General features: G+C 56.4%; 16 protein-coding genes and 2 pseudogenes. All 18 read right to left on the bottom strand.

Features of this window, described 5'->3' with window-relative positions; genetic code table 11:
- Positions 1-127: 127 nt before the first annotated feature.
- Entirely contained in the window at positions 128-1,012 is an 885-nt protein-coding gene (locus tag HA51_RS25505; protein WP_084938242.1) for a hypothetical protein, read from the bottom strand.
- 9 nt (positions 1,013-1,021) lie between these two features.
- On the bottom strand, positions 1,022-1,798 hold the full coding sequence (locus tag HA51_RS25500) for a PP2C family protein-serine/threonine phosphatase (RefSeq protein ID WP_084938241.1): 777 nt from the start codon (positions 1,796-1,798) through the stop codon (positions 1,022-1,024).
- A complete protein-coding gene (tagH, locus tag HA51_RS25495) occupies positions 1,798-3,423 on the bottom strand; it encodes a type VI secretion system-associated FHA domain protein TagH (protein ID WP_084938240.1) in 1,626 nt (541 codons plus the stop codon). The genes HA51_RS25500 and tagH overlap by 1 nt, the downstream gene beginning before the upstream one ends.
- 119 nt (positions 3,424-3,542) lie before the next feature.
- Positions 3,543-4,025, bottom strand: coding sequence for an Hcp family type VI secretion system effector (locus tag HA51_RS25490; RefSeq protein WP_084938239.1), 483 nt, complete (start codon positions 4,023-4,025; stop codon positions 3,543-3,545).
- Between the two features lie 62 nt (positions 4,026-4,087).
- Positions 4,088-5,587: a type VI secretion system contractile sheath large subunit gene (gene tssC / locus HA51_RS25485; RefSeq protein ID WP_084938238.1), complete on the bottom strand. Its 1,500-nt coding sequence runs from the start codon at positions 5,585-5,587 to the stop codon at positions 4,088-4,090.
- Positions 5,580-6,152, bottom strand: coding sequence for a type VI secretion system contractile sheath small subunit (tssB, locus tag HA51_RS25480; RefSeq protein WP_084938237.1), 573 nt, complete (start codon positions 6,150-6,152; stop codon positions 5,580-5,582). The genes tssC and tssB overlap by 8 nt, the downstream gene beginning before the upstream one ends.
- Before the next feature lie 27 nt (positions 6,153-6,179).
- On the bottom strand, positions 6,180-7,196 hold the full coding sequence (gene tssA, locus HA51_RS25475; RefSeq protein WP_084938236.1) for a type VI secretion system protein TssA: 1,017 nt from the start codon (positions 7,194-7,196) through the stop codon (positions 6,180-6,182).
- 10 nt (positions 7,197-7,206) lie between these two features.
- Complete coding sequence (gene tagF / locus HA51_RS25470) at positions 7,207-7,878, bottom strand: type VI secretion system-associated protein TagF (RefSeq protein WP_084938235.1); 672 nt, start codon at positions 7,876-7,878, stop codon at positions 7,207-7,209.
- Positions 7,879-7,992: 114 nt separating this feature from the next.
- A pseudogene (gene tssM, locus HA51_RS25465) lies at positions 7,993-11,585 on the bottom strand (type VI secretion system membrane subunit TssM).
- An 11-nt stretch (positions 11,586-11,596) separates the two neighbouring features.
- A complete protein-coding gene (locus HA51_RS25460; RefSeq protein ID WP_084938243.1) occupies positions 11,597-12,820 on the bottom strand; it encodes a DotU family type VI secretion system protein in 1,224 nt (407 codons plus the stop codon).
- Positions 12,821-12,841: 21 nt separating this feature from the next.
- Positions 12,842-14,184: pseudogene (tssK, locus tag HA51_RS25455) on the bottom strand (type VI secretion system baseplate subunit TssK).
- Positions 14,185-14,203: 19 nt separating this feature from the next.
- Positions 14,204-14,734, bottom strand: coding sequence for a type VI secretion system lipoprotein TssJ (gene tssJ / locus HA51_RS25450; RefSeq protein ID WP_425435804.1), 531 nt, complete (start codon positions 14,732-14,734; stop codon positions 14,204-14,206).
- Positions 14,695-15,198, bottom strand: coding sequence for an SH3 domain-containing protein (locus HA51_RS25445; protein ID WP_084938233.1), 504 nt, complete (start codon positions 15,196-15,198; stop codon positions 14,695-14,697). The genes tssJ and HA51_RS25445 overlap by 40 nt, the downstream gene beginning before the upstream one ends.
- Positions 15,199-15,336: 138 nt before the next feature.
- Positions 15,337-15,717 carry a DUF4150 domain-containing protein gene (locus HA51_RS25440; protein ID WP_084938232.1) on the bottom strand — a complete coding sequence of 127 codons (381 nt, stop codon included), beginning with the start codon at positions 15,715-15,717 and terminating at the stop codon, positions 15,337-15,339.
- A gap of 11 nt (positions 15,718-15,728) precedes the next feature.
- Positions 15,729-16,337, bottom strand: coding sequence for a DUF3540 domain-containing protein (locus tag HA51_RS25435; RefSeq protein WP_084938231.1), 609 nt, complete (start codon positions 16,335-16,337; stop codon positions 15,729-15,731).
- Positions 16,324-17,409 (bottom strand): pentapeptide repeat-containing protein, encoded by a 1,086-nt coding sequence (locus tag HA51_RS25430; protein WP_084938230.1) that lies wholly within the window; start codon positions 17,407-17,409, stop codon positions 16,324-16,326. The genes HA51_RS25435 and HA51_RS25430 overlap by 14 nt, the downstream gene beginning before the upstream one ends.
- Before the next feature lie 3 nt (positions 17,410-17,412).
- Entirely contained in the window at positions 17,413-19,677 is a 2,265-nt protein-coding gene (locus HA51_RS25425; protein WP_084938229.1) for a DUF2169 family type VI secretion system accessory protein, read from the bottom strand.
- A 6-nt stretch (positions 19,678-19,683) separates the two neighbouring features.
- The gene (locus tag HA51_RS25420) at positions 19,684-21,924 is read right to left on the bottom strand and encodes a type VI secretion system Vgr family protein (protein WP_084938228.1); all 2,241 of its coding nucleotides are present in this window, start codon (positions 21,922-21,924) and stop codon (positions 19,684-19,686) included.
- Positions 21,925-22,379 lie beyond the last annotated feature (455 nt).

Genomic DNA, 22,379 nt, shown 5'->3' with positions numbered 1-22,379 from the left:
AGCACGATGAATAGTGCCGCGACGGTTTCCTGCGGCCGCCTGTTGTGTAGCGGCGCAATTTATTGCGCGTATCTCAGCCGCGACGCAGCTTCGGATAAGCACAATGAATCGTGCCGCAATAGAGGGGCTAGCTCGCAGGCTGTGTGGGGTCGCGCTGTTGCAACTGTAGGTCGTCAACGCGATGCCAATTCAGCTGGCTGGCACTGGCGTCGATCTGCCAGCGATGCAGCGCATCGGCCATCAGCTGAGCGTTGGCATTGTCATCGCGCATTTGTGCTTCACTGGCTTTCATCAGCACATCGCCATGGAAGCGCCAGGCAAGATGGTCGGGATCCCAAGGCAGCAGCAGCCAACTTTGCGCATCGTTCGCGCTGGCGAGAATCAGCCGCTGATTATTGGCCGCCACCACCTGTGCATCGTGAGCGCCAGCGGGCAGGTCAATCAGTGGATAACCTTGCAGGAACCACAATGTGGTGGTGACTTCACCCTGATGCAGTGTGCCCGCGCCGTTTATCCAGTCGTCTTTGTCACATTGTGGATGGGCGTCAAACGTGAAGCGCGCATCGCCTGAGGCAGGCCAATAGGTGCGGAGCTGACAGCGGTCATTGATGCGAAAACGCTGCCACGGCGTGGTGTCAGCCTGTGCAATCACCGCTTTCGGTTTCGGCGGGATGCGCCAGTTATTTTTCTCCGTCACATCACCTTCGCGCACCGCTTTGCCACTGCTGTCGATCAACGTCCAGTGCAACGCATTCAGTGCGTGGCACTGGCGTTTCAATAGCTGACCCACCTGCGGCAAAAACGTCTCAATGGCATCTTGTTTCAACTCACCTTGAGGCTCGAAGTGCAGGGCCACGCTCTCGTCGCACCAACTTTTTACCCGACCATCGACCACGTTATCCAGCCAGGCGCTGAGGCGCAGCGTGGGGGACCAAACGATACGCACACTTTTTGCTTCGCTGACTAACGGCATCAGCAGCAGCGACAGCAACATTGTGGAAGCGATTTTCATGGCATCTCCTCAGTCACGCTGTGACAGCAAAATACGCTGCGCATCACTGAACGAACTCAGCAGGGTCGACTCCTGCGGATCACCCATCCACACCGCCATGGCGCTAAAATTGTCGCCGTTGTCGTCGGGTTTCATCCGCTGTAGCAATGCCAGCCACTCTTGCGGATTGCTGACCATGCGCAGCGTCTGCTCCAGGTCACTGACTTCCATTTCATGCCAGAATCCATCGGTGCACAGCAGGAAAACATCCCCATCTTCCAGCGCCAACACGTCGCTGTAGCTGGCTTCGCGCTCTTCTTTCATGCCTAACGCGAAATAGAGCAGGTTCTGATTGATAGCATCTGAGGGGTAACCGGCATCCTGCATGCGCTGAGCCAGACTGTGATCGCGCGTCATTTCCAGCAGGTAGCCACGGCGGAAGTGATAGAGCCGGCTGTCACCGGCATGTGCCCAATAAGCGAGTTGATAGTCACGATCGATAAACAAACTCACTAACGTGGTGCCCATGTTTTTTAAAACATCATCGCTATGCTGCTGTTGCTTGATGGCCTGATTGGCCGCAGCGATATAACCCCGGATCAGCTGCGCATCGAGATGATTATCGCCGTCGAATTGCGTCATGATGGTTTCACACGCCAGACGCGCTGCCGTATCGCCACCCTGTTGTCCGGCAATACCGTCACACATGACGAAGCAGGCGGCGCGTGCGCCCAATGCGTTCGCGAGTCGATCCTGATTGCTGCTACGTTTGCCCTGATGGCTGATGGACGCGAACGTTATATTCATCATTTATCCGTTTTTTGCGTTTGCAGGTCTTTGTAATGGTTCACTTCAACGTCGTAAGCGTGCAGGAAGGCTTCACCGAACAGCGTGTGGAAATCGTCGTCGATTTCGCTGGCAATGGTTTGATAACGTTTTACGAAGCTGTCCCAGCGCGCCGCTTTACGTGAGGCGGCAAACAGATGGCGGCCATTCTCTTCCTGCTGCAAGTTGTCAGGATTAAAGGATTGCAGCATCGCCGTGATGATGGCGCGGATGCCTGCGATCATCCCCAGTTGATGCGCCTGTAAATCAACCAGCGCATCACGCACTGCTTTCTCCGGCTCCATAAATCCCGGCATTTGGCTACTGAACATCTGCACCAGCACGCTTTTCCCTGACGGCAGCAGCTTGAACGGGTTGTTAGCCTGTTCGAGGATCATGGTCATCTCGGCATTGACCCCGCGCTTCAGCATGGTGCGTGATGAGAGCAGCGCCACCGTGCCTTGCGAAAACAGGCTCAGCAACTGACCCAGCAAATGCATCTGCTCCTGGTCAAGATGGGGTTTGGCATCAATATCTGCGAGATCGGCACCGTTGAGAAACGCCTGCAACAGGTCGGCATCGACGCCTGGGGTGTTGGCAGCGCGTCGCTGGGCTGCGGTTTTATAGCTGACCGGATCAATTCCCATACGCCCACTGGCACGGCTGGCATTCGAGTGCTCAGGGCTGATTTGCTGTATGCGCGGCGTGGGGATCGGCGCCGGTTCCGCCGGTTGCTGCACTTCTGGGATCGGCGCGGGTGAGGGCGTCGGCACCGCAGCGATAATCGGGGCCGCCTCAGGCTGGAACAGATCCGGCGGTGTTAAAGGCTGCGCCTGCGCATTCATCAGCCCGAAAGGATCGCTGCTATCGGGCTGAGCGCTGCCGCTGCTGCCAAACAGTGCTAAGGGATCGATTTCCGTTTGTGGCTGCTGATGCGCCACCTGCGGTTGGTCACGCAGTGTGGTGGGTGTGGCATCTTGCAGTATGGTCGGCTGCTGGAACAGGTCACTCTCGGCGAAAAGGCGTGCGGGATCGTTCTCGCGTACATCCAACTGCGCCAGCTCAGTATGCTGCGCTTCCTGTGCCAGCGGGTCTATCGGGTTTAAGGCTTTGGCTGCCGGTTGCGTCAGTGGATGGTGGGTTTCAGCGATCGCGGGTGCCACTTTGGGGGCGGTGAAGTCACGCGACAAGCTCTCCCAAATTTCCCCGGGCACCGTGGACTCCGCGCTGCGCTGTATCGGTTTCGCTTGGGTTGTCTGTGCATTGTTTACGCGCGGTGCAGGCATTTGACCATCAATCGCGCTGACTTCCAGCGTGTAATCCCCAATACCCAGCAGATCGCCGCTTTGCAACTCAACCTGGCGACCATGCTCTAGCGGAATACCGTTAAAATCGACGTTAATCACGTTGCCACGGTTAGTAATACGGCATTCACCTTCAGCAGAGGTGTGCACCAGCAGTTGCAGGCGTGAGATGGCACGGCTGTCGTCCGGCAGGATAAAGTTATTGTCTTCACTGCGGCCAATGGTGCCGCCTGGAGGATAGAAATCGACGCTGGTCAGCGGTGGCTGAACGCCGTTTTTACTGTCAACAAGAGTGAATCGCATAGGCATTACCTGCATAAAGGGGTGATGCAAACCGTAGCGGCGCGATGTATCACACCGCTACGGTTTGTTACGGGCAGGCAGGCGGCAGCGAGGCCGCCTGCACCAACCGCTCGAAACGATTACGACGCGGTGTTGGTTTTGATGTTCCAGCCAAAGGTGGTATCCGCACCTGCTGCACCGTCTTCGGACTGCTGGGTGTAAATCTCTTCGACCTGTGCTGCCTGGAACGAGTACTCAATCCCTACGGTGTCATCATCACGTGAACCGGTGAACTGCACGCTGGTGACCAACACTTCGGTCAGGTTGATTTTGTTGTAAATAATCTGCGAACCACCGGCTTTGGTGACGTGGAACTCCAGGGAAGGGATGTGCTTACCGTTGGAGCAGTACAACATCAGCGTGGGCGTGGCTTTATCAATACGCGCGTGTACATGCAGATCCTGGTAATTCACCTTACCTGCACCGCCGCCGCCGCCAACGCTCATGTTGTTTGGCTGGTTGGCACCCCAGTTGAAAGAGAGAATGTCGATCCAGCCCGTGTGCGCTGAGTCTTTAGATTCGCCTTCAACACCTTCTGGCTTCAAATACATTGCAATGGTCATGCGGGTCGAACTCCTTTAGTAATGAACAAGCAAAATGGGCGGGAACGTGCGCCCAGAGGGTTTTAGCCTTGCTGCTGTTTCAGCGAAGGTAATTTCGAAACCAGACGCAGTGATACCGTCAGGCCTTCAAGCTGGTAATGCGGGCGCAGGAAGAACTTGGCGGCGTAGTAGCCTGGGTTATCTTCTTGCTCTTCCACGGTCACGCGGGCGTCAGCCAACGGCTTACGCGCTTTGGTTTCCTGGGTGGAGTTAACCGGATCACCATCGACGTAGCGGATGATCCACGAGTTCAGCCAGCGCTCCATGTCGGCACGCTCCTGGAAGGAACCAATCTTGTCGCGCACGATGCACTTCAAGTAATGGGCAAAGCGGCAGCAGGCGAACAGATACGGCAGACGCGCAGCCAATTGGGCGTTAGCCGCGGCATCGGCATCGTAATAATCTTCGGGCTTCTGCAGCGATTGCGCGCCGATAAAGGCGGCAAAGTCAGAGTTCTTGCGGTGTACCAGCGGGATAAAGCCATTTTTCGCCAGCTCGGCTTCACGGCGGTCGCTGATGGCGATTTCCGTTGGGCACTTCATGTCCACGCCGCCGTCATCGGTAGGGAATACGTGGCACGGCAGGTTCTCCACCGAGCCGCCGGATTCCACGCCACGAATCGAGGTGCTCCAGCCAAACTGCTTAAAGGAGCGGTTGATGTTGGCCGCCATGGCATAGGCCGCGTTGGCCCAGGTGTAGTTTTTGTGCGTTGCCCCTTCGGTGTCTTCGGTGAAATCGAAGCTGTCCACCGGATTGGTGCGCACACCGTACGGCAGACGTGCGAGGAAGCGCGGCATCACCAAGCCGAGATAGCGGGTGTCTTCGCTCTCGCGCAGCGTGCGCCAGGCGGCATACTCGGTGTTGGTGAAGATTTTGGTGATATCGCGTGGGTTCGCCAGTTCTTGCCACGACTCCATTTGCAAAGCGCTGGGTGCAGCACCGGTGATCACCGGACAGTGGGCCGCCGCACCAATTTTCGCTAACTCTCCCAGCAGTTCAACATCGGGCGGGCTGTGGTCAAAGTAGTAGTCGCCGACCAGGCAGCCGTAGGGTTCGCCACCAAACTGGCCGTACTCTTCTTCATAGATTTTCTTGAACAGTGGGCTTTGATCCCAGCCCACGCCCTTGTAGCGCTTAAGCGTGCGGCTCAGCTCGCGTTTGCTGATGCTCATCACGCGGATTTTCAGCATCTCATCGGTTTCGGTGTTGTTCACCAAATAGTGCAGACCGCGCCATGCCCCTTCGAGTTGCTGAAAACTCTCGTGGTGCATGATGGCGTTAACCTGCTGTGACAGCTTGGCATCGATTTCTGCAATCAATGCCTGGATGGTGCGATAGGCATCTTCCGAGACGGGCAGCGTGTTCTCTAGCGCCTGGGCGGCCAGCGTTTGTACGGCCTGCGAGATGGCGTCACGCGCTTGGTCATTGTTAGGGCGAAACTCTTTATTTAACAACGCACTAAAATCGCTTTGCGTCACGGTGTCTGTCTGTAAACGTGCGGTTTGGGATGCGGCATTACTCATCATGTTTCTCCGTTTCGCTGTCATCGTTTGACGCGGTGGCAGGTTTAGGGGCAGCAGCTAGCGTTTTCAGTAGGGTCGGGTTCTGTAGCACTTCAGCAATCAGCGCTTCAGCACCGTTTTTGCCGTCCATATACGAGAGCAAGTTGGAGAGCTGCGTCCGCGCCTCCAGCAGCTCATTAAGCGGTTCGACGCGACGCACGATGGCATCGGGCAGGAAGTCATCCATGCTGTTGAAGGTGAGGTCGACCCCCACTTTGCCTTCACCGGTCAGGGTGTTATCGACGTGATAAGCCAGATGAGGCTTCAGCGCTTTCATGCGTTCATCAAAGTTATCAATATCCACTTCGAGGAAGTTACGCTCAGCGATCTCTAGCTGATCGACGAGGGGTTGGCCCACCAGATCCGCCATCACGCCCATCACGAAAGGCAGCTGCACTTTGCGATCTGATCCATAAATCTCCACGTCATACTCGATCTGCACGCGTGGCGCTCGGTTGCGCGAGATGAACTTCTGTCCACTGCGGGCGCGTTTAATGGTGGGGAAGTTAGCCATAGTGTTCTCCATGAGTGATGTGCCTGAGATTCAGGCGTTTTATTCGCCCGCACGGCCAAACAGGCCCTGCAGCTGGGTGACGGCGTCGGGCGCCAGGTCACGAATAATGTCGAGAAAATCGAGTTGAATCAGACGTTGTACCCGTTCCAGCATGATCGGCGCCGGATGACTCGGCTCATGCTGCAGAAAGTAGAGGCGGACTTTCTCCAGCATCAGTTCGGCGTCTTCGCGTGAAGTAAGGGGAACCTGCTGCCAGCGAAGGGCAGGCGAAAGCACCTTTGACGCTACTGCTTCAGGTGAGGGCTGTTCTGCACTTTCAGGCTGAGCGGCGACCCATTCTGGCTCATCCCGCGAGGGCAGCAACGGCAGCAGTAGCGCCAATGCTTTCTCAGTGGTCGCCAAATCGGGCATATCTGCCGCGACCAGATGCTGCTCCAGGCAGCGGCGCAGCATAGTGAAATGCTGCGCGAGGGTACGAAGCGCCTGAGCATTACCGAGGTCGGGTTGCTGTAGCGCTTCGCGCAAACGTGGTACGCCGCCTGGAAATTCTGCCACTTCGCTTTTGCTGCCATCGAGCAGTGCAATGGCATCTCGCAGCGTGATTTCACCTGTGGCACTTTTCAGCAGCCAACTGTTACGCAGCGCACGGCTTAAACCTGATTGCGGACCGAGCGCGGCTAATGCACTGACGCGCATCAGCAGGTCCGGTTCGCCATCAAACTCCAGCGCAGGATGCAGCGTCGGCCAATAACGTGTCAGCGCGTCACTCAGCAGGGTTAATCCTTCGGCACAGCCCGCAAGGCCGTTGGTATGCGTCCAGGCCTCGCTCAGGATCAGCAGCAGGCGGATATCACGGGTGCGCGTCAGTAGCTGTTCAGCCTGTTGCGCCACCAATTGCCAGTCTGGCGGCTCTGCCGGAATGATGGTGTTGCCAAACTGCTGCTCGGCTTTGCCGCTGCGCGCCTGTTCCAGCGCCATAAAAGCCGCGTCATACTCAAGATCATCGCCGCAGGGCGCATCGTCGCGCAGCGGTTCAAGCGGAATTGCTACATTCATCTTTTCACCGTTAAAGCTGGCCAAACAGCGGCGGCTCGCCGCGGCTGACATGGGGAGGATTGAACAAACGGAGGAATAGCTGTGTGGTGAAATTGCCGCTGTGCGAATGGCTGTAGAAGGCGCTGCCATCGCTTTGGTTACTCCACCAAAAACTGCTGTACTGCGCGGGATCGAAGTAGTGCACCACCTGCGGCCAGTTCAAATTGCAGGGGGTGTTCTGATAACCGATCACATCAAACACATCTGACTGGGGTGGCCGTGCGAGCTGTGCCGGTAAGGCGTTTAACGCAGCATCGAATTGATCGCCGCTGTAGCGGTTCTGCACCGCCAGCGTAAGGGTCTTCCCCAGTTGGTAATACCAATCACCGGCAGTGTGTAATTGCATGGCGTGCCAGTGCTGCGGCGTGAACAACTGCATGGCACAGAGCGGATACTGTCGGCCCACACGATCGCGCGTGGGTAGCAGGCAGCCCATCTGAATCATCGGCACGCCGAGTGTGGCAGGCACAATGAAATTCCAGACCGGTGCGCGACCGGTTGCAGGCTGCTGCGCCAGCCGAGGCAAACTGTTCTGGAACCACTGCGCCCAGCTCTCCACCAGCCGCGTGGGCAGGCGGCGGCGCATAAAGTCACCGCTGCCAGGCAGTTTGCCGTACCAGCCCAATTGTGAGGATTGCTGCATTGACAGGTCCTTGTAGGGGCGCCATTGATGGCGGCCTTCTGCGTGTTCCCGGTGCGCATGAATGCGCACCCTACGAAATACGGTGTCCGCGTTTATCTTGCTGAGGTGCGGTATTCATGGGCAACTGAACCCAGGCAGTTGCAGCGGGTTGCGCACGCTGTTAGGCGTGTAGGCCAGCACCACTTGATGACCACCGAGCGAAAATGTCGCTTGCTGACTCTGATTGCTGCCGGGATGCAAACTGGCTTTATCAAACAGGCGGTTGAGTGCCCACGGCCGTGGTATTCAGCGTGTTAGTGGTGCCATCGGTCAGACCAATCTGCATGCGCACTTGTTGGGTGTTACCGCTGCCAGGCCAGTTCACCACCTGAGGGGTTTGCGGACCGTGGCTGTAACGAATCAGTTGACCGTCGACGTCGAGGGTCAGATTGAGGATGCTGTTATCCATACTGATCGGCGTGATGGTCAGGCGATAGGAGGGGGTACTGGCACCATTGGCAAACAGCGCTTCCCGGATCGCCTGCGCCTGTTGGAACGGGCGTAATAGCGCGGTGCCACCCGGCAGCGTTTTCCCGTCCACCCCTGGCGCATATCTCCAGTCACTGTGCGTGGTATCCACTTTGCTGGCGAGATTGTCGCGGAAGAAACTGTCCATTAGTCCACTGCCTGGGGCGAACATCCGCGCCAGGTCATCGGGCTTCACGTCGCTGGTGGCGTTACGATTAAACGGATAGCGTCCCGCAATGGCACTGCGGCAAAAGCTGCCCACCTCAACACCCGCCCGTTTCTGCATATTGCTCATGTTGCGCTTCTGCGTATCGCTACTGGCGCCGACGGCCAGTTCCAGCAGCAAGGTGCGGAAGGGTTCGGGCTGCCGTCCGGCATCGGCCTGCATGCGGGAGATAATGCTGCTGTCCGGTGGCGACATGCCGCTGTTGCTGGCGTCCTGCACGGCGGTGAGATAGCTGTAGAGATCGTCGATATCTTTCAGCTGCGCGTCAAACGGGATGCTGCTTTCTTTCGGATCGCTCACCTGCGCCTGCTCAATAATGCTGGCGTAGTGGGCCATGACACGCTGTTCTGGCGCTTCGATATTGCCGCTCTGCGCCGCTTTACGCGCGCGGAACAGTGCTTGCAACGTCGCGGTGGCATTGTTGTTGACGTAGTGGGTGCTGCGCTCCAGCAGCGACGGCTTATCCTGCTTGTCCTTCTCATCCTCGGGTGGGGTTAACGTCAGGTTACGGCTCAGATTAATGATCATCTGGCGCAACGGCGAAGTGCGACCTGACAGCAGGCGGGCGGTGTTGATGCGTTCGCCCAGGTTGTTGATCGGTTGCAGTTGAATGTCCTGCAACAGCGCATCCCACTGGCGCATGTAGTCATCGAGATAAAGACGGCGCACCGTTTCTTCCAGCGTGTTCTGTTCATCGGTGCTTTCACGGCGCGTCAGCACCCAGCGATCTTCCTGTAACAAGCTGGTGGCCACGTTTTTAATGTTGCTGTTAAACGGTCCCCAGTAACCGGCTGGGGTGAAGAAGCCGGGGATCGCTTCAGTCAGGGGTTTGCCGCTTTTACGGCTAAACACCAGTTCGGTTTGGGCACCGCTTAGATTGATGACGCTGACACCGGGATTGACGCGCGGCATCAACAGGCGCTTGAGGCGACCATAGACGCGCGTGGAGAGTGGGGAACGGCTGATCATCTCAATCTGGCGCACCACTAACGGCTCGTCGCGCTCAAACGGCGAGGCGTTGATTTTGTCGTCCAGCAGCTGGCCGAGGTGATAATCCAACGCTTTCAACTGTGCCTGCGGCGCATTGGCCCCTTGGGTACGCTGTACGTTGAGCATCACCCAGGCATGCAGGAACTTGCCGTCATAATGCTGGGGTAGATAGAGCATCTGATAGGCTTTCAACGCTTCGTAGCTGTAATCCACGTCACTGCCGTTATCACTGCGCAGCCAGTCGGTGATGTTGCGGGCTATCACTGGTAACAGCATCTGCTCCAGTGCGCGTTGATAAAGTGAATCAGATGCGGTTGAGACCTCTTCACCGCGATACAACCCGGCGCGCCAGCTGAGCGGTGGCTGAGTTAAGTCCGAGAGTTGGTCACTGTTCGGCAAGCCCGCCAGGTTGTTGAGGAAGGGCAGCTGAGAGAAGATGTTTTCTCCGTTCAGCGGCGATAAGGCTTTACTCTGTTTTTCAATCTCGGGCACGCGCTGCTCGACATCTGCCAGATAGCCTTTGTTGTGGTGATAGCTGGTAAACCAGGCAATCAGCGCCACTAACAGTATCAGCGCCAACACGGCGTAAGTAATCAGATGCACCAGACGGTTGCGCACTGCCCACCAGCGGTTAATGCCCGCCAGCCCGGCTTCTTTAAACACCACTTCGGTCAGCATCTGTTGCAGGAAGAAACTCTGGCCGTGGCCGGGTTGTGCAGGTTCGCTGTTAGCCGCTCTCAGCGCCGGTAAGCCCAGGGCGCGACTCATTTGTCCCATCACGCGGTCAAACGGCAGACCTTCCTGCGTACCGCTGGTGAAATAAACGCCACGCGGAATCAGTTTCGCGTCATAACCCGAGGTGGCAAACACCACGTCAAGGTAGTGTTTCAGCAAGGGTTTCAGCGCCAGAAACTCTTGCGGGAACAAGTACATTTCAGCGCGCTTGACGCTGTCATGCTCGTTGATCATCAAATCGGCCAGGCCGGCATCAAGGCGCTGATGCAGACGATCAAACTGGGGTTCGAATTCATTGCCCACCGCCAGTTGCTGATCGCTCCACGGCCAGGTGAAGCCCCAGATCTGGTCGCGCTGCGCCTTGTTCATCGCGCCAAAGCTGGCGGTAAAGCCTTTCAGCAGATCGGTTTTGGTCACCAGGACATACACTGGGAAGGGGATCGCCAGTTGATCACGCAGTTCCAGCAGACGTTTACGCAGGGCGCTGGCCTGCTGGTGGCGCGCTTCTTCCGATTCACTCAGCAAGTCGCCGACACTGATGGTGATGATGGCACCGTTAACCGGTTGACGTGGACGGTACTTTTTCAGCAGCCCCATAAAGCTGCGCCACTCCTGCGCATCTTGCTGACGGTCACTCTCTTGGGTGGTATAGCGCCCCGCGGTATCCAGCAGAATGGCTTCATCGGTAAACCACCAGTCGCAGTGTCGCGTTCCGCCGACGCCACGCAGGGCGGTTTTGCCAAACTGCGCTGCCAGTGGAAAATGCAATCCAGAGTTGACCAGCGCGGTGGTTTTTCCGGCTCCCGGTGCGCCAATCAGCATGTACCACGGCAGTTGATACAGATACTGGCGATTCAGCTTTTGCATCCAGCGTGGCCAGCGACGGCTCTCTGGCCGGTTAAAACGCGCCTGACGCAGCAGCTGCGTGGCCTCACTGAAACGCTCAGCCAGGGGGTGTTCTGCCGACGATCTCCTCGTTGTCGGCGACGTCTGCTGGCGGTGGCGCCATCCGCTGTACCAAACGACGGTTCTGCCAGCGACGCCACAGGCGCGGCACCACGCGATAGCTGATCCACAGTGTGTAGAGGATGGCGATGGCGATGTAGCGATACAACGCCGACTCCAGCGGACGATAATCCCCAATCGCCACCAGTGGACCCACGGTCCAAATTAGCAAACAGAGTGCCGTAATACCCAGACCGCTCCACATCAGGCGGCTGGTGGCGATGGAAAAGACGGTGCGAATCATAGCCATTCCTTTTAGTGCACGCTGTTGAGTTCAGATTCAGTCTGCTTGGGCGCAACCAGCAGCGTGATTTCTACACGGCGGTTGCGAGCGCGATTGGCGGCGGAATCGTTCGCTGCCAGCGGGTTGCTCTCCCCACGCCCCTCAACGATGATGCGCTGTGGCTGCCGCAGGTCTTGAGCCAGCATCTCCTGCACCGACTGGGCACGTGCCAGTGACAGCGCATAGTTGGAGTTGAAGCGTGCACTGCGGATTGGCACGTTGTCGGTATAGCCACTGACGCGGACCTGACCGTTGACGTTATCCATTGCTTGGGCGATGCGGCGGATCACCGGGCGATAACGATCGCGAATGGTGGTTGCGGCGGAGTCAAACAGGCCGTCGCCGCGCAACAACACCACACTGCGCGTGGCTTCATCCCGCACTGACACCAACCCTTCCGCAATTTCCGGTGCAAGGAAATGGCGCAGGTCCAGTGCGGGAGCCGCAGGTGCAGCAGGACGGGCAATGTCCACTTTCGGCAGGTCGGTTTGGTAAATGGCCGAAAGCACCGGTGCGGTAAAATGGTTGAGACGCCAGTTGAGCGCGATATACACCGCACATCCCAGCAGCGCCAGCAAGGCGGCAAAGCTCCACAAGGGGATCAGCGGTTTCCACAATTTTTGCAGCACTGGCTGATCCAGCGGTTGCGGTGACAGCGGCGGTGGATAAGGCCCGCGCACCGAGCGGATCAGCTGCAACAGGCGTAGCTTTAAAGTTTCCAGCTGGGTGCGTCCGTTTTGCATGATGCGATAACGGCCCTCAAAGCCCAGCAGCAGGCAGGCATTCATCAGCTCCAGCAGCAAGATGTTCTGCTGTGGATGCTGTGACAGCCGCGCCAAAAGCTGGAAGAACTTTTCGCCACCCCAGGTTTCGTTATGGAACGTCACGAGCAGACCGCTTCGTGGCCAGACATCTCGGCTGCCCCAGGGGGTGAGGGCCGCCGCTTCATCCAGTGAGGTACACAAGCAGTAACGGGCACCGACAATGGTTTCATACGGCAGTTGCGCCTGCTGACAGGCCACTTCAAAGCGGCGCACCAGGTCAATGAGCTGCTGACGCAGACCCGCCGGATTGTCGTGGGAGACCGAATGGCGCAACTGTGCAATCGAGTTGATCAGTGGATTGGCAAGCGCCACCAGCGGATTTTCATGCGGCATGGCGGTTTCCAGTTCGCCATTAAGTGACTGCGGCTGCATCATGATCGCTTCTCTCCGTGCTTAGCTGCGCGCGTGGCGCAGCGCCCAAAGTTGCAGGTCAAGGCCGGGGAATTCGCCAGCCAGATGCAGCGCAAAGGCTTCTGCTTTTGCCATCTGCTGCCAGAGTTCGCCGCTGCGCTCCAGTTCGAAATAGACATAGCCAGAGTGCCAAGGGATCTGGCGCGGCGCGGCGGGCATGACGCGTAAAGCAATACCGGGCAGTTGCAGCTGTACCAGGTCACGGATACGCGTCACTGGCGCAATTTTCATCTGTGCCGGGAAGTGAGTGATCAGCGTTTCACCCGGCAAGTCAGCGCGAACTGCCAGCACAAAGCCGTAATCGCGGATCAGGCTGACGTCGGAAACGGTCGCCACAAACAACCCGTGCGAACGTTCAGTGAGCGTCAATTGCAGCGCGTTCTCTTCCATCACCAGCGACAGGCTTTGGCGCAGCTGGATCATCAGACGGCTAAAACTCAGATAGAGATTGTCGTGGTCGTAGACCGGCAGCTGTTCACTGGGACGACGCGATGGTGACCAACTGGCTAACTCGGTGGCGAACTGCAACCACTCGCTAAACAGACGTTCAGGGTGTAGCTGCGGCAGGCGACGGCTATGCGCTACCTGACCGATGTAGCGATTGATCAGAGTGAGCAGCATAAAGTCGATCATTTCCGTGTTGCCACCGCGTCCGGCCTGTTGCAGGCGCTCGCCCATCTGCTCACTGCGCTGCTGTAACAACCCATGCATATCGTTGAGAAAGGCATGGAGAATGGGAGAAATGTGGCCGTTCAACAGTGGCGGAATGTAGTCGCTATCGAGCGTGAGGGCACGATCGTTACCGCTGCGTTTGACACGAGCAACACCGATGGCGGTCCACTCAGCATTAAGGTCGGCAGCGGGCATCAGGCAAAGGCGCAAGCGGCCAAATTGCATCGGCGCGCGGCCGACTGATGAGGCGTTGAGATCGTCCACTTCGCGATCCTGGCTGAGATAACGCGCCAGCGAATCACTGGTGTCACTGAAGATCACCTCGGTCTGCCCTTGGCGCTGTTCTGGCAGGGCCAACACCACATCGACAGGTTCCTGAATATTGGTAAAGGCCAGCGGTGCAGGGGCGTTATCCGCACCGGTAATGGCAAAAGGCGTGCCGTCAGGCAGCAGGCCGCTGGCCTCGCTGATCGCCAGTTTGCCCTGACGCAGCAGTGCCTGATCGAGCTTAGGGTCATGAAACCCCAATGCCACGGACACTGCAGTTTGCCCCAGCTGCGGCTGTACGCTTCTAGCCAGCGTTCCGACTGTTGAAAATGGTGGGGACGCAGAAACATCCCTTCGCTCCAAATCACTTTGTCTGCGGTGTGCATAGCGCCTTCCTGAGTTCGTTTAATCGTCGTTTGCTGTGAGATGCAACCCGGCTGACGTGGCGGTGACGCGGCCATGTAACGCATCGGGTGAGAACTGCCAGAACTTGTAGAAATTGGTTTCAGTCGGGGACGGAAGCGGCACGATAACGCGCCAGGTTTTGCCGTTGATGTTGGCGTATTCCGCAATCACCCCGAGATAGTGGGCGTCTAGCGACGGGTTGCCGTTAATGACCTGCTGCGGTTGCTGGGTGGTCAGGAAGCGTTGCTGGGTATCCAGCACATCTCCGCCCAATACCGTGGAGGCATTGTTCTGCAGTGAGTAAAAGTCAGCAGACTGAGAATTCGCATCCGAGCGTAAAACTAATACCCGTACCTTGATCGGCGCGCCGTCATTGGCGCCCGGTGCGCTGTTTAACGTCAGTTGCCAGTTTGCCGGCACCTGACGTGAGGACGACATGCAGCCACTGAGCAACATCAGCAGCCCGATGAGTACTGCGATGCGCGCCAGCATCACTGAATAACCCAGGTGGATGAGTTGCCTTTGCGGCAAGCCTTATCACCTTCACCCACGCCGATACACTGCTGCTGAGCGCGGCGAGGGCGGGCGGCTTGGGCTTTTACCGTCGCGTTATAACGATCGCTGGGTACGGCGGCACGGAACGGGATATAGCCACTGAGCTGACCATTGTCTTGGGTCGCGACCGCAAGCCAGCTGTTTTCGACCTCACCGAGCACCTGCAATGTGGCACCCGATTCCAGTGTTCCCATACGCATACCGCCGTAATCAGGGCGATTGATCAGCGACACCGGGAATAACGTGCGATAGGCGGCGTTGATCGGTTTGAACTGCTGCGGCGGTTGGATGATATGCATGTGCACTAACGCCACGTCATTGACGGTGCTGGTTTCCAGGGTGTCGGCAGTGACGGTGGGTGGCGGAGCCTTGCAACCTGCGGTGATAGCCGTCGCAAAAAGTGCGGCGATGAAAGCGACTTTGCTGTGTTTGATTTCCATTTTTATCAACGTCCTGTGTGAAATCATTGAGTTGTAAAGGCCTGCGTACCTGTGTTGCATTAGGGAATGTCTCGTACCTGCGGCTGCCATGCTGCGATAGAATGCGCGATAAATCGCGCCGCTACGCCCGGATGCCGTTCAGGTTGCCAATAACGCCACCGTGGTCTGGCTTGGCGTGATACGTACGCCGGGCGCATTAGCCACGTTCTGCTGCGTGACACTGCCCATGCGCGTCGCGGGCATACCATTGATTAACAGCGAATTGCAGCCTGTAAGATGGCGTGACAAGCCCATAAAGGTTTCGGAGATCACACCGCCCAGTACGCCTGCTTCATCCCCTTGAGTCATGGGTGTGATGGTGGAAAGCGTGTGGGCGGGCATCCCGGTGAACAACACCGTGCTGGCTGTCGGCACGGCGGTGTTGCCGAGCGCCAGGTTGACAAAGGTGGTCGGCGCAGGGGTTTTACACACATCGGCCACCGCTTGATCGGTGCCGCCACACTGGCAATTTGCAAACATACGTTTCCCTCTTAACCCATGTGAATCTGTTTACCATCGACGCGCGTCAGCGATTCGCTGCTGATCAGCGTGGTCGGTGCGCGCAGGCGCGTGAGTTGGCTGGTTTTAATATCGAGTTGTCCGGCGCGTACCTGTTCGGTGTGCGTGGTGCGACGCAACAGGTGATGGCTGATTTGGCTCAGGCTCTCCCACAGGCTTTCGCAACGTTTGCCAAATACGCGGCTCAACGTGACCCATGCGGAAACCTGATCGCCGTGGTAGTTGAGCTGGTTGATCTGACAGTCGCCGTGCTCAGCTTGTAACGCAAACTGCGGGCTGCGCAGTGTTAATCGCTGACTGGCACTGAAGGTTAACTGGCCCTCGCAGTGCAATTCGGCCATTTGTTGCGGTTGTGCGCGGACTAATACCGCCAGTAACCACAGTTGCTCACCGGCGCGACAGAGCAACACACGATCACCGATTTGGGGGGTCAGTAGGCAACTGGCCGCGCGCAGGCAGTACCAACGACGTCCATCAATGGCCACCTGTACTGCTGCGTCAGGCTCAAGGTTTAACACCTCACCTTCCGCTTGTAAGGGCAAATCCAGTGGCAGCGGTACAGTATTTTCAGCGTGGTTCATGGTGATCCTCCTGAGGTGTCAGACGCGTTTGCGGTTGCCATTTTTCAGCGGCAAACAGGGCGTCATCCTGTTCGATAATGCCGTCACGGCTGGAAAGTTGGCTTTGCTGTTGGCTGGCACGGTGAAAACGGGTCTGGTAGCACTGCGCATCGCGCAAGTCAGCGTGATCAAGTTCGGCGTAAGAAAAATCGGCGTAATGCAACTGGCAGTGCTGAAAATTGGCGCGCGGGGCCTTGGCATGTTGCAACACGGTGCGTTGTAGCTGGCTATGGCTGAAATCGGCTTCATTCAACCGGGCGTGCATGAAAACTGCTTGATTAAAATTCGCTTCAGAGCAGCGTGCATCGTGCAAATCGCTGTGGGTGAACAGGGCTTGACTGGCCTGCACGCCGCGCAAGTCCGCGCCACGCAGTGAGACCTCGCTGAAGTTGCACTGCATTAATTCCGCACCTTGAAAACTCACTTCATCCAGCTGGCTGACCGTGAACTGACTACCAGCGAAATGCTGTTGGCGATAGTCCCCGCCACGCATATCGCACTGATAGAAGGTGCAGAGTGCAAAACGGCTGCTGTGCAGGTCGCTACGGCGCAAATCCAGACTCATCAAGGTGCACTGTTCCAGACTGGCGTGACGCAGCAACAGTTGCTCGACCGGCAGCGTCAGAAAACCGCTCTGATACAGCGAGGCCAACAGAAAGCTGCTGTCGCTCAGGTCGCCTTCATTGAACTGACTGTTGATATGAATGCTCTCGCTGAAATCGCTTTCCGCTAACTGGCACTGATTGAACAAGCAGTCCGTCAGGGTACAACCGCTGAATTGCGTGGCGACCATCTGGCACTGGCTGAATAAGGTTTCGCGCAGCTGCGCGTTTTCGAACTGCGCGCCCGTTAATTGGCACTCGCTAAATTGGGTCTGATGCAGATTACAGCCGCGAAAATCGGCACCGGTGAGATCCATGGCAATGAAATTGCCACCGGAGAGATCCAATCCGGCAAAGCCGCGCTGCTGCAGTGATAGCGCGTGAAGGATTTCACCTTGTTGAATGGCATGGGCGATTTCTTGTGGTGTCATGGCTTATACCTGGTGTTCTCGGCGGCGCGGCAGCGTTTTCATGCTGTCGGTGAGTGCATGGTCAAAGCAGGTGGTGCTATCCGTCACGGTTTGCGACACATCCGCGCGAAACAGATTGCAGTCGCTGAGATCGCAACCTTCAAGCTGACTCTTTTGCAGGTCGGCACCCAGCAGACAGCTTCCGTTGAGTTGGGCGGCGCGGAAATCTGTGCGCACAAAGCGGCTGAAACGGGTGCGCAACAAGCGCAAGCGGGCATGTCGACAATCGGCACCGCTTAAATCACTGTTTTCCAGCGTTGCTTCGTCAAAGCAAGCCGCTTGCAAGTTGATGTCGCGCAGGTTGCACTCAGTGAGTGTCGCGCGGCGAAAGTGGGCGTGTGGTAGCTGACTCTCGGCGGTAAACATGCACTTTTTAAGCCTGGCATCGTCGAAACAGAGATCTTGTGATTGGCAAGTCACCAGCGCCAATCCTTGTGCCTGAGCATGACTAAACGTGACGGCGTGCAACGCGCAGCGAATCAGGTTGCACTGGCTGAATTGCGCATGCGTAAAAACAAGTGACTCAAGCCGTAGATCCATCCAGTCACAACGGTCGAGCAGCGCGTGCGGGAAGTGACAGTGTGCAATTGTGGCCTGTTGCACAAAGAGTTGACGCAGCAGGGCACGATCAAAACGGCAGTGCTCGAGCTGAATCTCGCCCAGTTCGACATCGTTAAGACTGCTGTCGCTAAAGTCAGCATGCCAACACTGTGCTTGCGCCAGATTGGCACCCTCAAACAAACAGTGTGTGAAGCGGCTGTGATGACATTCGGCACGCACCAGGATTGCACCGCGCAGATCCGCGCCTTCCAGTTGGCAGTGACTGAGATCAGCGTTCTCCAGTAATGCGTTTTCCAGATCGATACCCCGCAAATCGAGGCCTGAGAGATCGGCACCGGTTAAATCCCAGCCGCGCGCATCTTTGCTGTTTGCCATGCAGTGCATCAGTTGCTGACGAACAGCTTCTGATTCTATGAGGCTCAGTCGCGGCGCGGATTTCTGCTGCGCGGCGGTCAGGCGGTAGCTCTCAAGCAGTGCGCTCTCGCTACGGGCAATATCGCTGTCACGCGGACCGAGCAAATGGCGATTGGCGTTAAGTTCGTCGCGTTGCTGACGGTAGGCTGCGGCGCCATCAGGCAGCGATAAATCGGCGGCCTTGCTGCGCCGCGATTCTTGTTCATGGCGCGCCATCATCTGCTGATAGTGCTGCTCGCCCTCGGCTTCATGTCGTGTCAGCTGCGCGGCGATATCCTCTTCGATGGGGAAATCGCTTAGCGTGCTTTGCGGCTGGTGCCGATTTGCGTAACGTGCAAGGTTGTGCAGCCACGGACCCGGGTCGCGGTTGATCGCGCCAGTGGTCAGAATCGGTACATCAACTAAATCGCCGTCGCGCAGGGCGTGCAGCGCGGCATCCACATGATCGGTGCGAAGCTGGTGGACATGGCGATAGTGCTCGACAGTGCGCGGTGCTGGCTCGCGTTCCAACGCCACCATCAGTGACTTCACATCGGCAGCATCATCCTCGTTGATGGCGCAACTGCCGTGCCAAACCAGCATCAATTCGTTGCAGTGCGGCAGAAAGTGCAGGGTAGTGGCGCGCATGGGCACCTCTTCAAACAGCAACGAATCTTGGCGTTGACGGGTAATAAAACTGCGTGCCTGCCACAGCGGCAACTGACCTTGCTGCACGAGCTGATCGGGATGCATATGTTCAATACGCCATGCGGCAGCACGGGGCAGCGTGGTGGCCTCTTCAAACCACTGGTCGGCGGGTGCCTGATTGAATACGCGCCAGTCGGTATCGCGGGCAAAGCCAGGGTAGTCGTGCTGCATCCAACGATCGTCATAGTTTTGCCCCATCAGGGCACGGCGCATCGGATGGTCGAAGGCGATAGCGTGGAACGGTGCGGCTTGATGATGCGCTAATCTTTGTTGCTTGCGCAGTCGCTCGACCTCAATCACCACGTCGCACTGGCTTGCACCGGGCAGTGCGTACCCTCGGCCACTGGCAAGAAATTCGGCACAGCGTTTGGGTATCGCCAAATCCAGCACGCCATCGGGCGACTGCATCTCGTCACTGACGCGCCGCCACAGCGTTTGTTCATCCCGTAACTGGGGCTGGGCGGTCATATCCAGCAGGGCAACGGTGGCGATGCCGAGATAATCCTGCTGCTGCCAGCGGTAGGGGCGCGAGATCAGCGCTAACTGATGGGGTTTGATGATATTCATCGCGCTTCACCCTTCCGCATCAAAGTAGACGCTGTCACCATCGCTGTCATCTGCCGGGTTATCGCGCTCCGCCTGCTCACGGGTAGGCGGGTTGTTTTTCTGCGTGACCTTCTCTTCGCGCTGTTTTTCCCAATCGGTTTTTTTCTTGTCGTCGGCTTCCTGCTTGATGGTTTTTCTCGCATCACGCTCGTCAGTGAGTTTTTTAATCTTCTCTTGCAAGGTATTTCCCAGACCGTCACTGACCGCGCCACTCATGATTGACATCATGTTGGTGCGTAGGGTGTAAAAGGGGACTTGCTCGAAGCGTTGCAGATCGGCTTTGTATTCCACCTGAGTTTTACTGCGCTTGATGTAGGTGTAATCCATGCTCAAGCCTTTCACCGCAAAGTCGGTTGTGGTGGCGGCCACGTTACTCACCGCATTGACAGTGCCATTGACGCCGTTGATCGACAGGCCAATACCGGTGGTGGTGAAATTCGCACCGGTCACGGTGTAATAGCTGCCGCGCGAGGTGTGATAGGTGGTGGGCGCACTGGTGGAGACGGTGTCGTTACTGTGAATGGTGACTTTGCCTGGCGCCCAGATCTTCAACGCACCGTCGCCCTCTTTGGCGGCGTAGATTTTAATGGCGTTATTGGCCGAGAGGTTGAGATCCTTTTGCGCGTGAATGTCCAACGATTCATCACCGGAGAGATCCTCAAAGGAGATGAAATTACCGTTACTGGCATCGCTGTTTCCTACGGAACGCGACCAGAAGCCACTTTTAGACCACGACCAAGAGTCGGCTGCTTCAGCGGTAATGGTGTCGCTGTCAGCGACATCGCCTTCACTCCCGATGGTCAGCAGGCTCTCTGCGGCGGGTTGTGTCAGCAGATTGTTGTACACGCGCCCGGTAATGACTGGCATGTGGGGATCGCCGTTGATGAAATCCACCACCACTTCTTCACCCACGCGAGGCACCTGATGATGGCCTTGTTGGCTGCCTGCCCAGCCGCTGGATACGCGCAGCCAGCAAGAGTAGAGGTCCTGTTCATTCTCGGCTTTGTACCAGAGAAATTTGACCCGCACGCGCCCGTAATCATCAGTAGCTACGGTGCTGTTATCGCCTTTAGTGGCGTCGGGTGCGTTGACCACCACGGCGGTTTGAGGTCCGCTGGTTCGCGGCCAAGGTGTGTTGCGGGCAGGGCGCCAGTTCACCGTGGCAGGCACCACGCGAAACTGAAAGCAGTGGCGGGTAAAATCTTCATCGTTACTGGCGTAACTGTTTTCAACCAGCTGATAGTCGACGGCGGTGACCAAAAAGGATTGGCCTTCATCACTCGCCCTGGGGGCTTTGGTTAACGCGAAGGTATAACCTGGCGCTAATCCAAAGGCATCTCCGACCCCGTCAGATTCCAACTGGCGAGCGGCCAACTCCTGTTGGCGTACGTTGACGTAATTTTGCCCATCTCCCTGTTGGGGATATTGCCCCGGCCATTCACGCTGGGTCGCGACCTTTTCTGCGTGTGACTGACCGATTTGGCCATTTGCGGAAAGATCAGCGTTGCTTTCCAGATAATTGTAATCATCGTGCTGATAAAGACTGGGAGAAATAGCGGCTGTGGCTTGCCAGATATTGATACTTTCATCATTCACATATCCGCCCGCTGCGGCTTGATGATATTCAATGCAATCATAACCAGGATATGGCGTGTGAATAGCAGGATCATCGGCCAGAATCAGTGTCTGTTTATCCAACGCATGTTCGAAATAAAAATAGATGCCCTCGTGTTCCATTAAGCGCTGTATGAATGCATAGGTGCTTTCCTGATACTGCACGCAGAATTCCCATTCTCGATAGGCACCCGTCAGTTTATTTTCAAAGATAATGCCAGCTTCATTCAAGACCGTTTCGATGATCTGCTTCACAGTTTGCTTTTGCCAAATACGGAATCCGCAATTCTGTGTCAGGTACCATAATTCAGGTCTGACCTCCGCACGAAAGGTATAATATTCTTCTCGGTGTTTTTCATGCCCCAGAAAAGCCATGCGAGTGATAATTCCGCTTAAGTAGCGGGTCACACCTGGGCGAGGGTTTAACTCAAGAGTAAGAGGTTTTCCCAGCAAATCAGGTAGAGAAAGGCTGTTATCTTTGCAAATAAATTCAATATCATAGTGATAGATGCACGAAAGGGCTTCATGACCCACCATGCTTTTGAATAGTAATGACTCACTCAGTGGTGAATGTGCAACGACGACACGATCCATAATTACCCTTTCTTTTTATTCCGGCATGGCTACCGCACGGACCGCAAAATCTTCTATTTTGCATCCTGAAATAAATTGGCAATAAAAAGCCGAGAGCACTTAATTCAGATGAATTGAAGGCTCTTAGTTATTTGTCGAATTTACATATCTTTTAACGTTTTTATATTATTTGCTGGCCTGTGTGAAGATAAGAAACTTCCTAAACACTTTTCTTACAGAACCCTAACGAGACTATTTAAATTGTCATCTTTAGTCTGACAAATAGCGGACCCCCTGAATATAGCGGCGTGTGAGGAGGTCTATTTTATTTGTGAATTTATTTTGATGTGAAAAATAAATTTTTAATATGAGGGAATTAGACGTTTTGCGTATGGCTGTTGTTAAGCCATTAAATTGTCAGGTGATGATATTTAATAGCAATGATGTCCCGAGTGACTTTACCGAAAGGTTATTTT

Origin of the sequence: Pantoea rwandensis, assembly GCF_002095475.1 — a bacterium.
Taxonomy (GTDB): domain Bacteria; phylum Pseudomonadota; class Gammaproteobacteria; order Enterobacterales; family Enterobacteriaceae; genus Pantoea; species Pantoea rwandensis.
Note: the sequence above shows the minus strand (reverse complement) of the source record. Positions and strands in the feature narration are given on the sequence as shown.

What these genes read in the sequence shown, in the direction of transcription:
- HA51_RS25505 (WP_084938242.1), bottom strand. Translation starts at nt 1,012, where the DNA reads ATGAAAATCGCTTCCACAATGTTGCTGTCGCTGCTGCTGATGCCGTTA.
- HA51_RS25500 (WP_084938241.1), bottom strand. Translation starts at nt 1,798, where the DNA reads ATGAATATAACGTTCGCGTCCATCAGCCATCAGGGCAAACGTAGCAGC.
- tagH (WP_084938240.1), bottom strand. Translation starts at nt 3,423, where the DNA reads ATGCGATTCACTCTTGTTGACAGTAAAAACGGCGTTCAGCCACCGCTG.
- HA51_RS25490 (WP_084938239.1), bottom strand. Translation starts at nt 4,025, where the DNA reads ATGACCATTGCAATGTATTTGAAGCCAGAAGGTGTTGAAGGCGAATCT.
- tssC (WP_084938238.1), bottom strand. Translation starts at nt 5,587, where the DNA reads ATGAGTAATGCCGCATCCCAAACCGCACGTTTACAGACAGACACCGTG.
- tssB (WP_084938237.1), bottom strand. Translation starts at nt 6,152, where the DNA reads ATGGAGAACACTATGGCTAACTTCCCCACCATTAAACGCGCCCGCAGT.
- tssA (WP_084938236.1), bottom strand. Translation starts at nt 7,196, where the DNA reads ATGAATGTAGCAATTCCGCTTGAACCGCTGCGCGACGATGCGCCCTGC.
- tagF (WP_084938235.1), bottom strand. Translation starts at nt 7,878, where the DNA reads ATGCAGCAATCCTCACAATTGGGCTGGTACGGCAAACTGCCTGGCAGC.
- HA51_RS25460 (WP_084938243.1), bottom strand. Translation starts at nt 12,820, where the DNA reads ATGCAGCCGCAGTCACTTAATGGCGAACTGGAAACCGCCATGCCGCAT.
- HA51_RS25445 (WP_084938233.1), bottom strand. Translation starts at nt 15,198, where the DNA reads ATGGAAATCAAACACAGCAAAGTCGCTTTCATCGCCGCACTTTTTGCG.
- HA51_RS25440 (WP_084938232.1), bottom strand. Translation starts at nt 15,717, where the DNA reads ATGTTTGCAAATTGCCAGTGTGGCGGCACCGATCAAGCGGTGGCCGAT.
- HA51_RS25435 (WP_084938231.1), bottom strand. Translation starts at nt 16,337, where the DNA reads ATGAACCACGCTGAAAATACTGTACCGCTGCCACTGGATTTGCCCTTA.
- HA51_RS25430 (WP_084938230.1), bottom strand. Translation starts at nt 17,409, where the DNA reads ATGACACCACAAGAAATCGCCCATGCCATTCAACAAGGTGAAATCCTT.
- HA51_RS25425 (WP_084938229.1), bottom strand. Translation starts at nt 19,677, where the DNA reads ATGAATATCATCAAACCCCATCAGTTAGCGCTGATCTCGCGCCCCTAC.
- HA51_RS25420 (WP_084938228.1), bottom strand. Translation starts at nt 21,924, where the DNA reads ATGGATCGTGTCGTCGTTGCACATTCACCACTGAGTGAGTCATTACTA.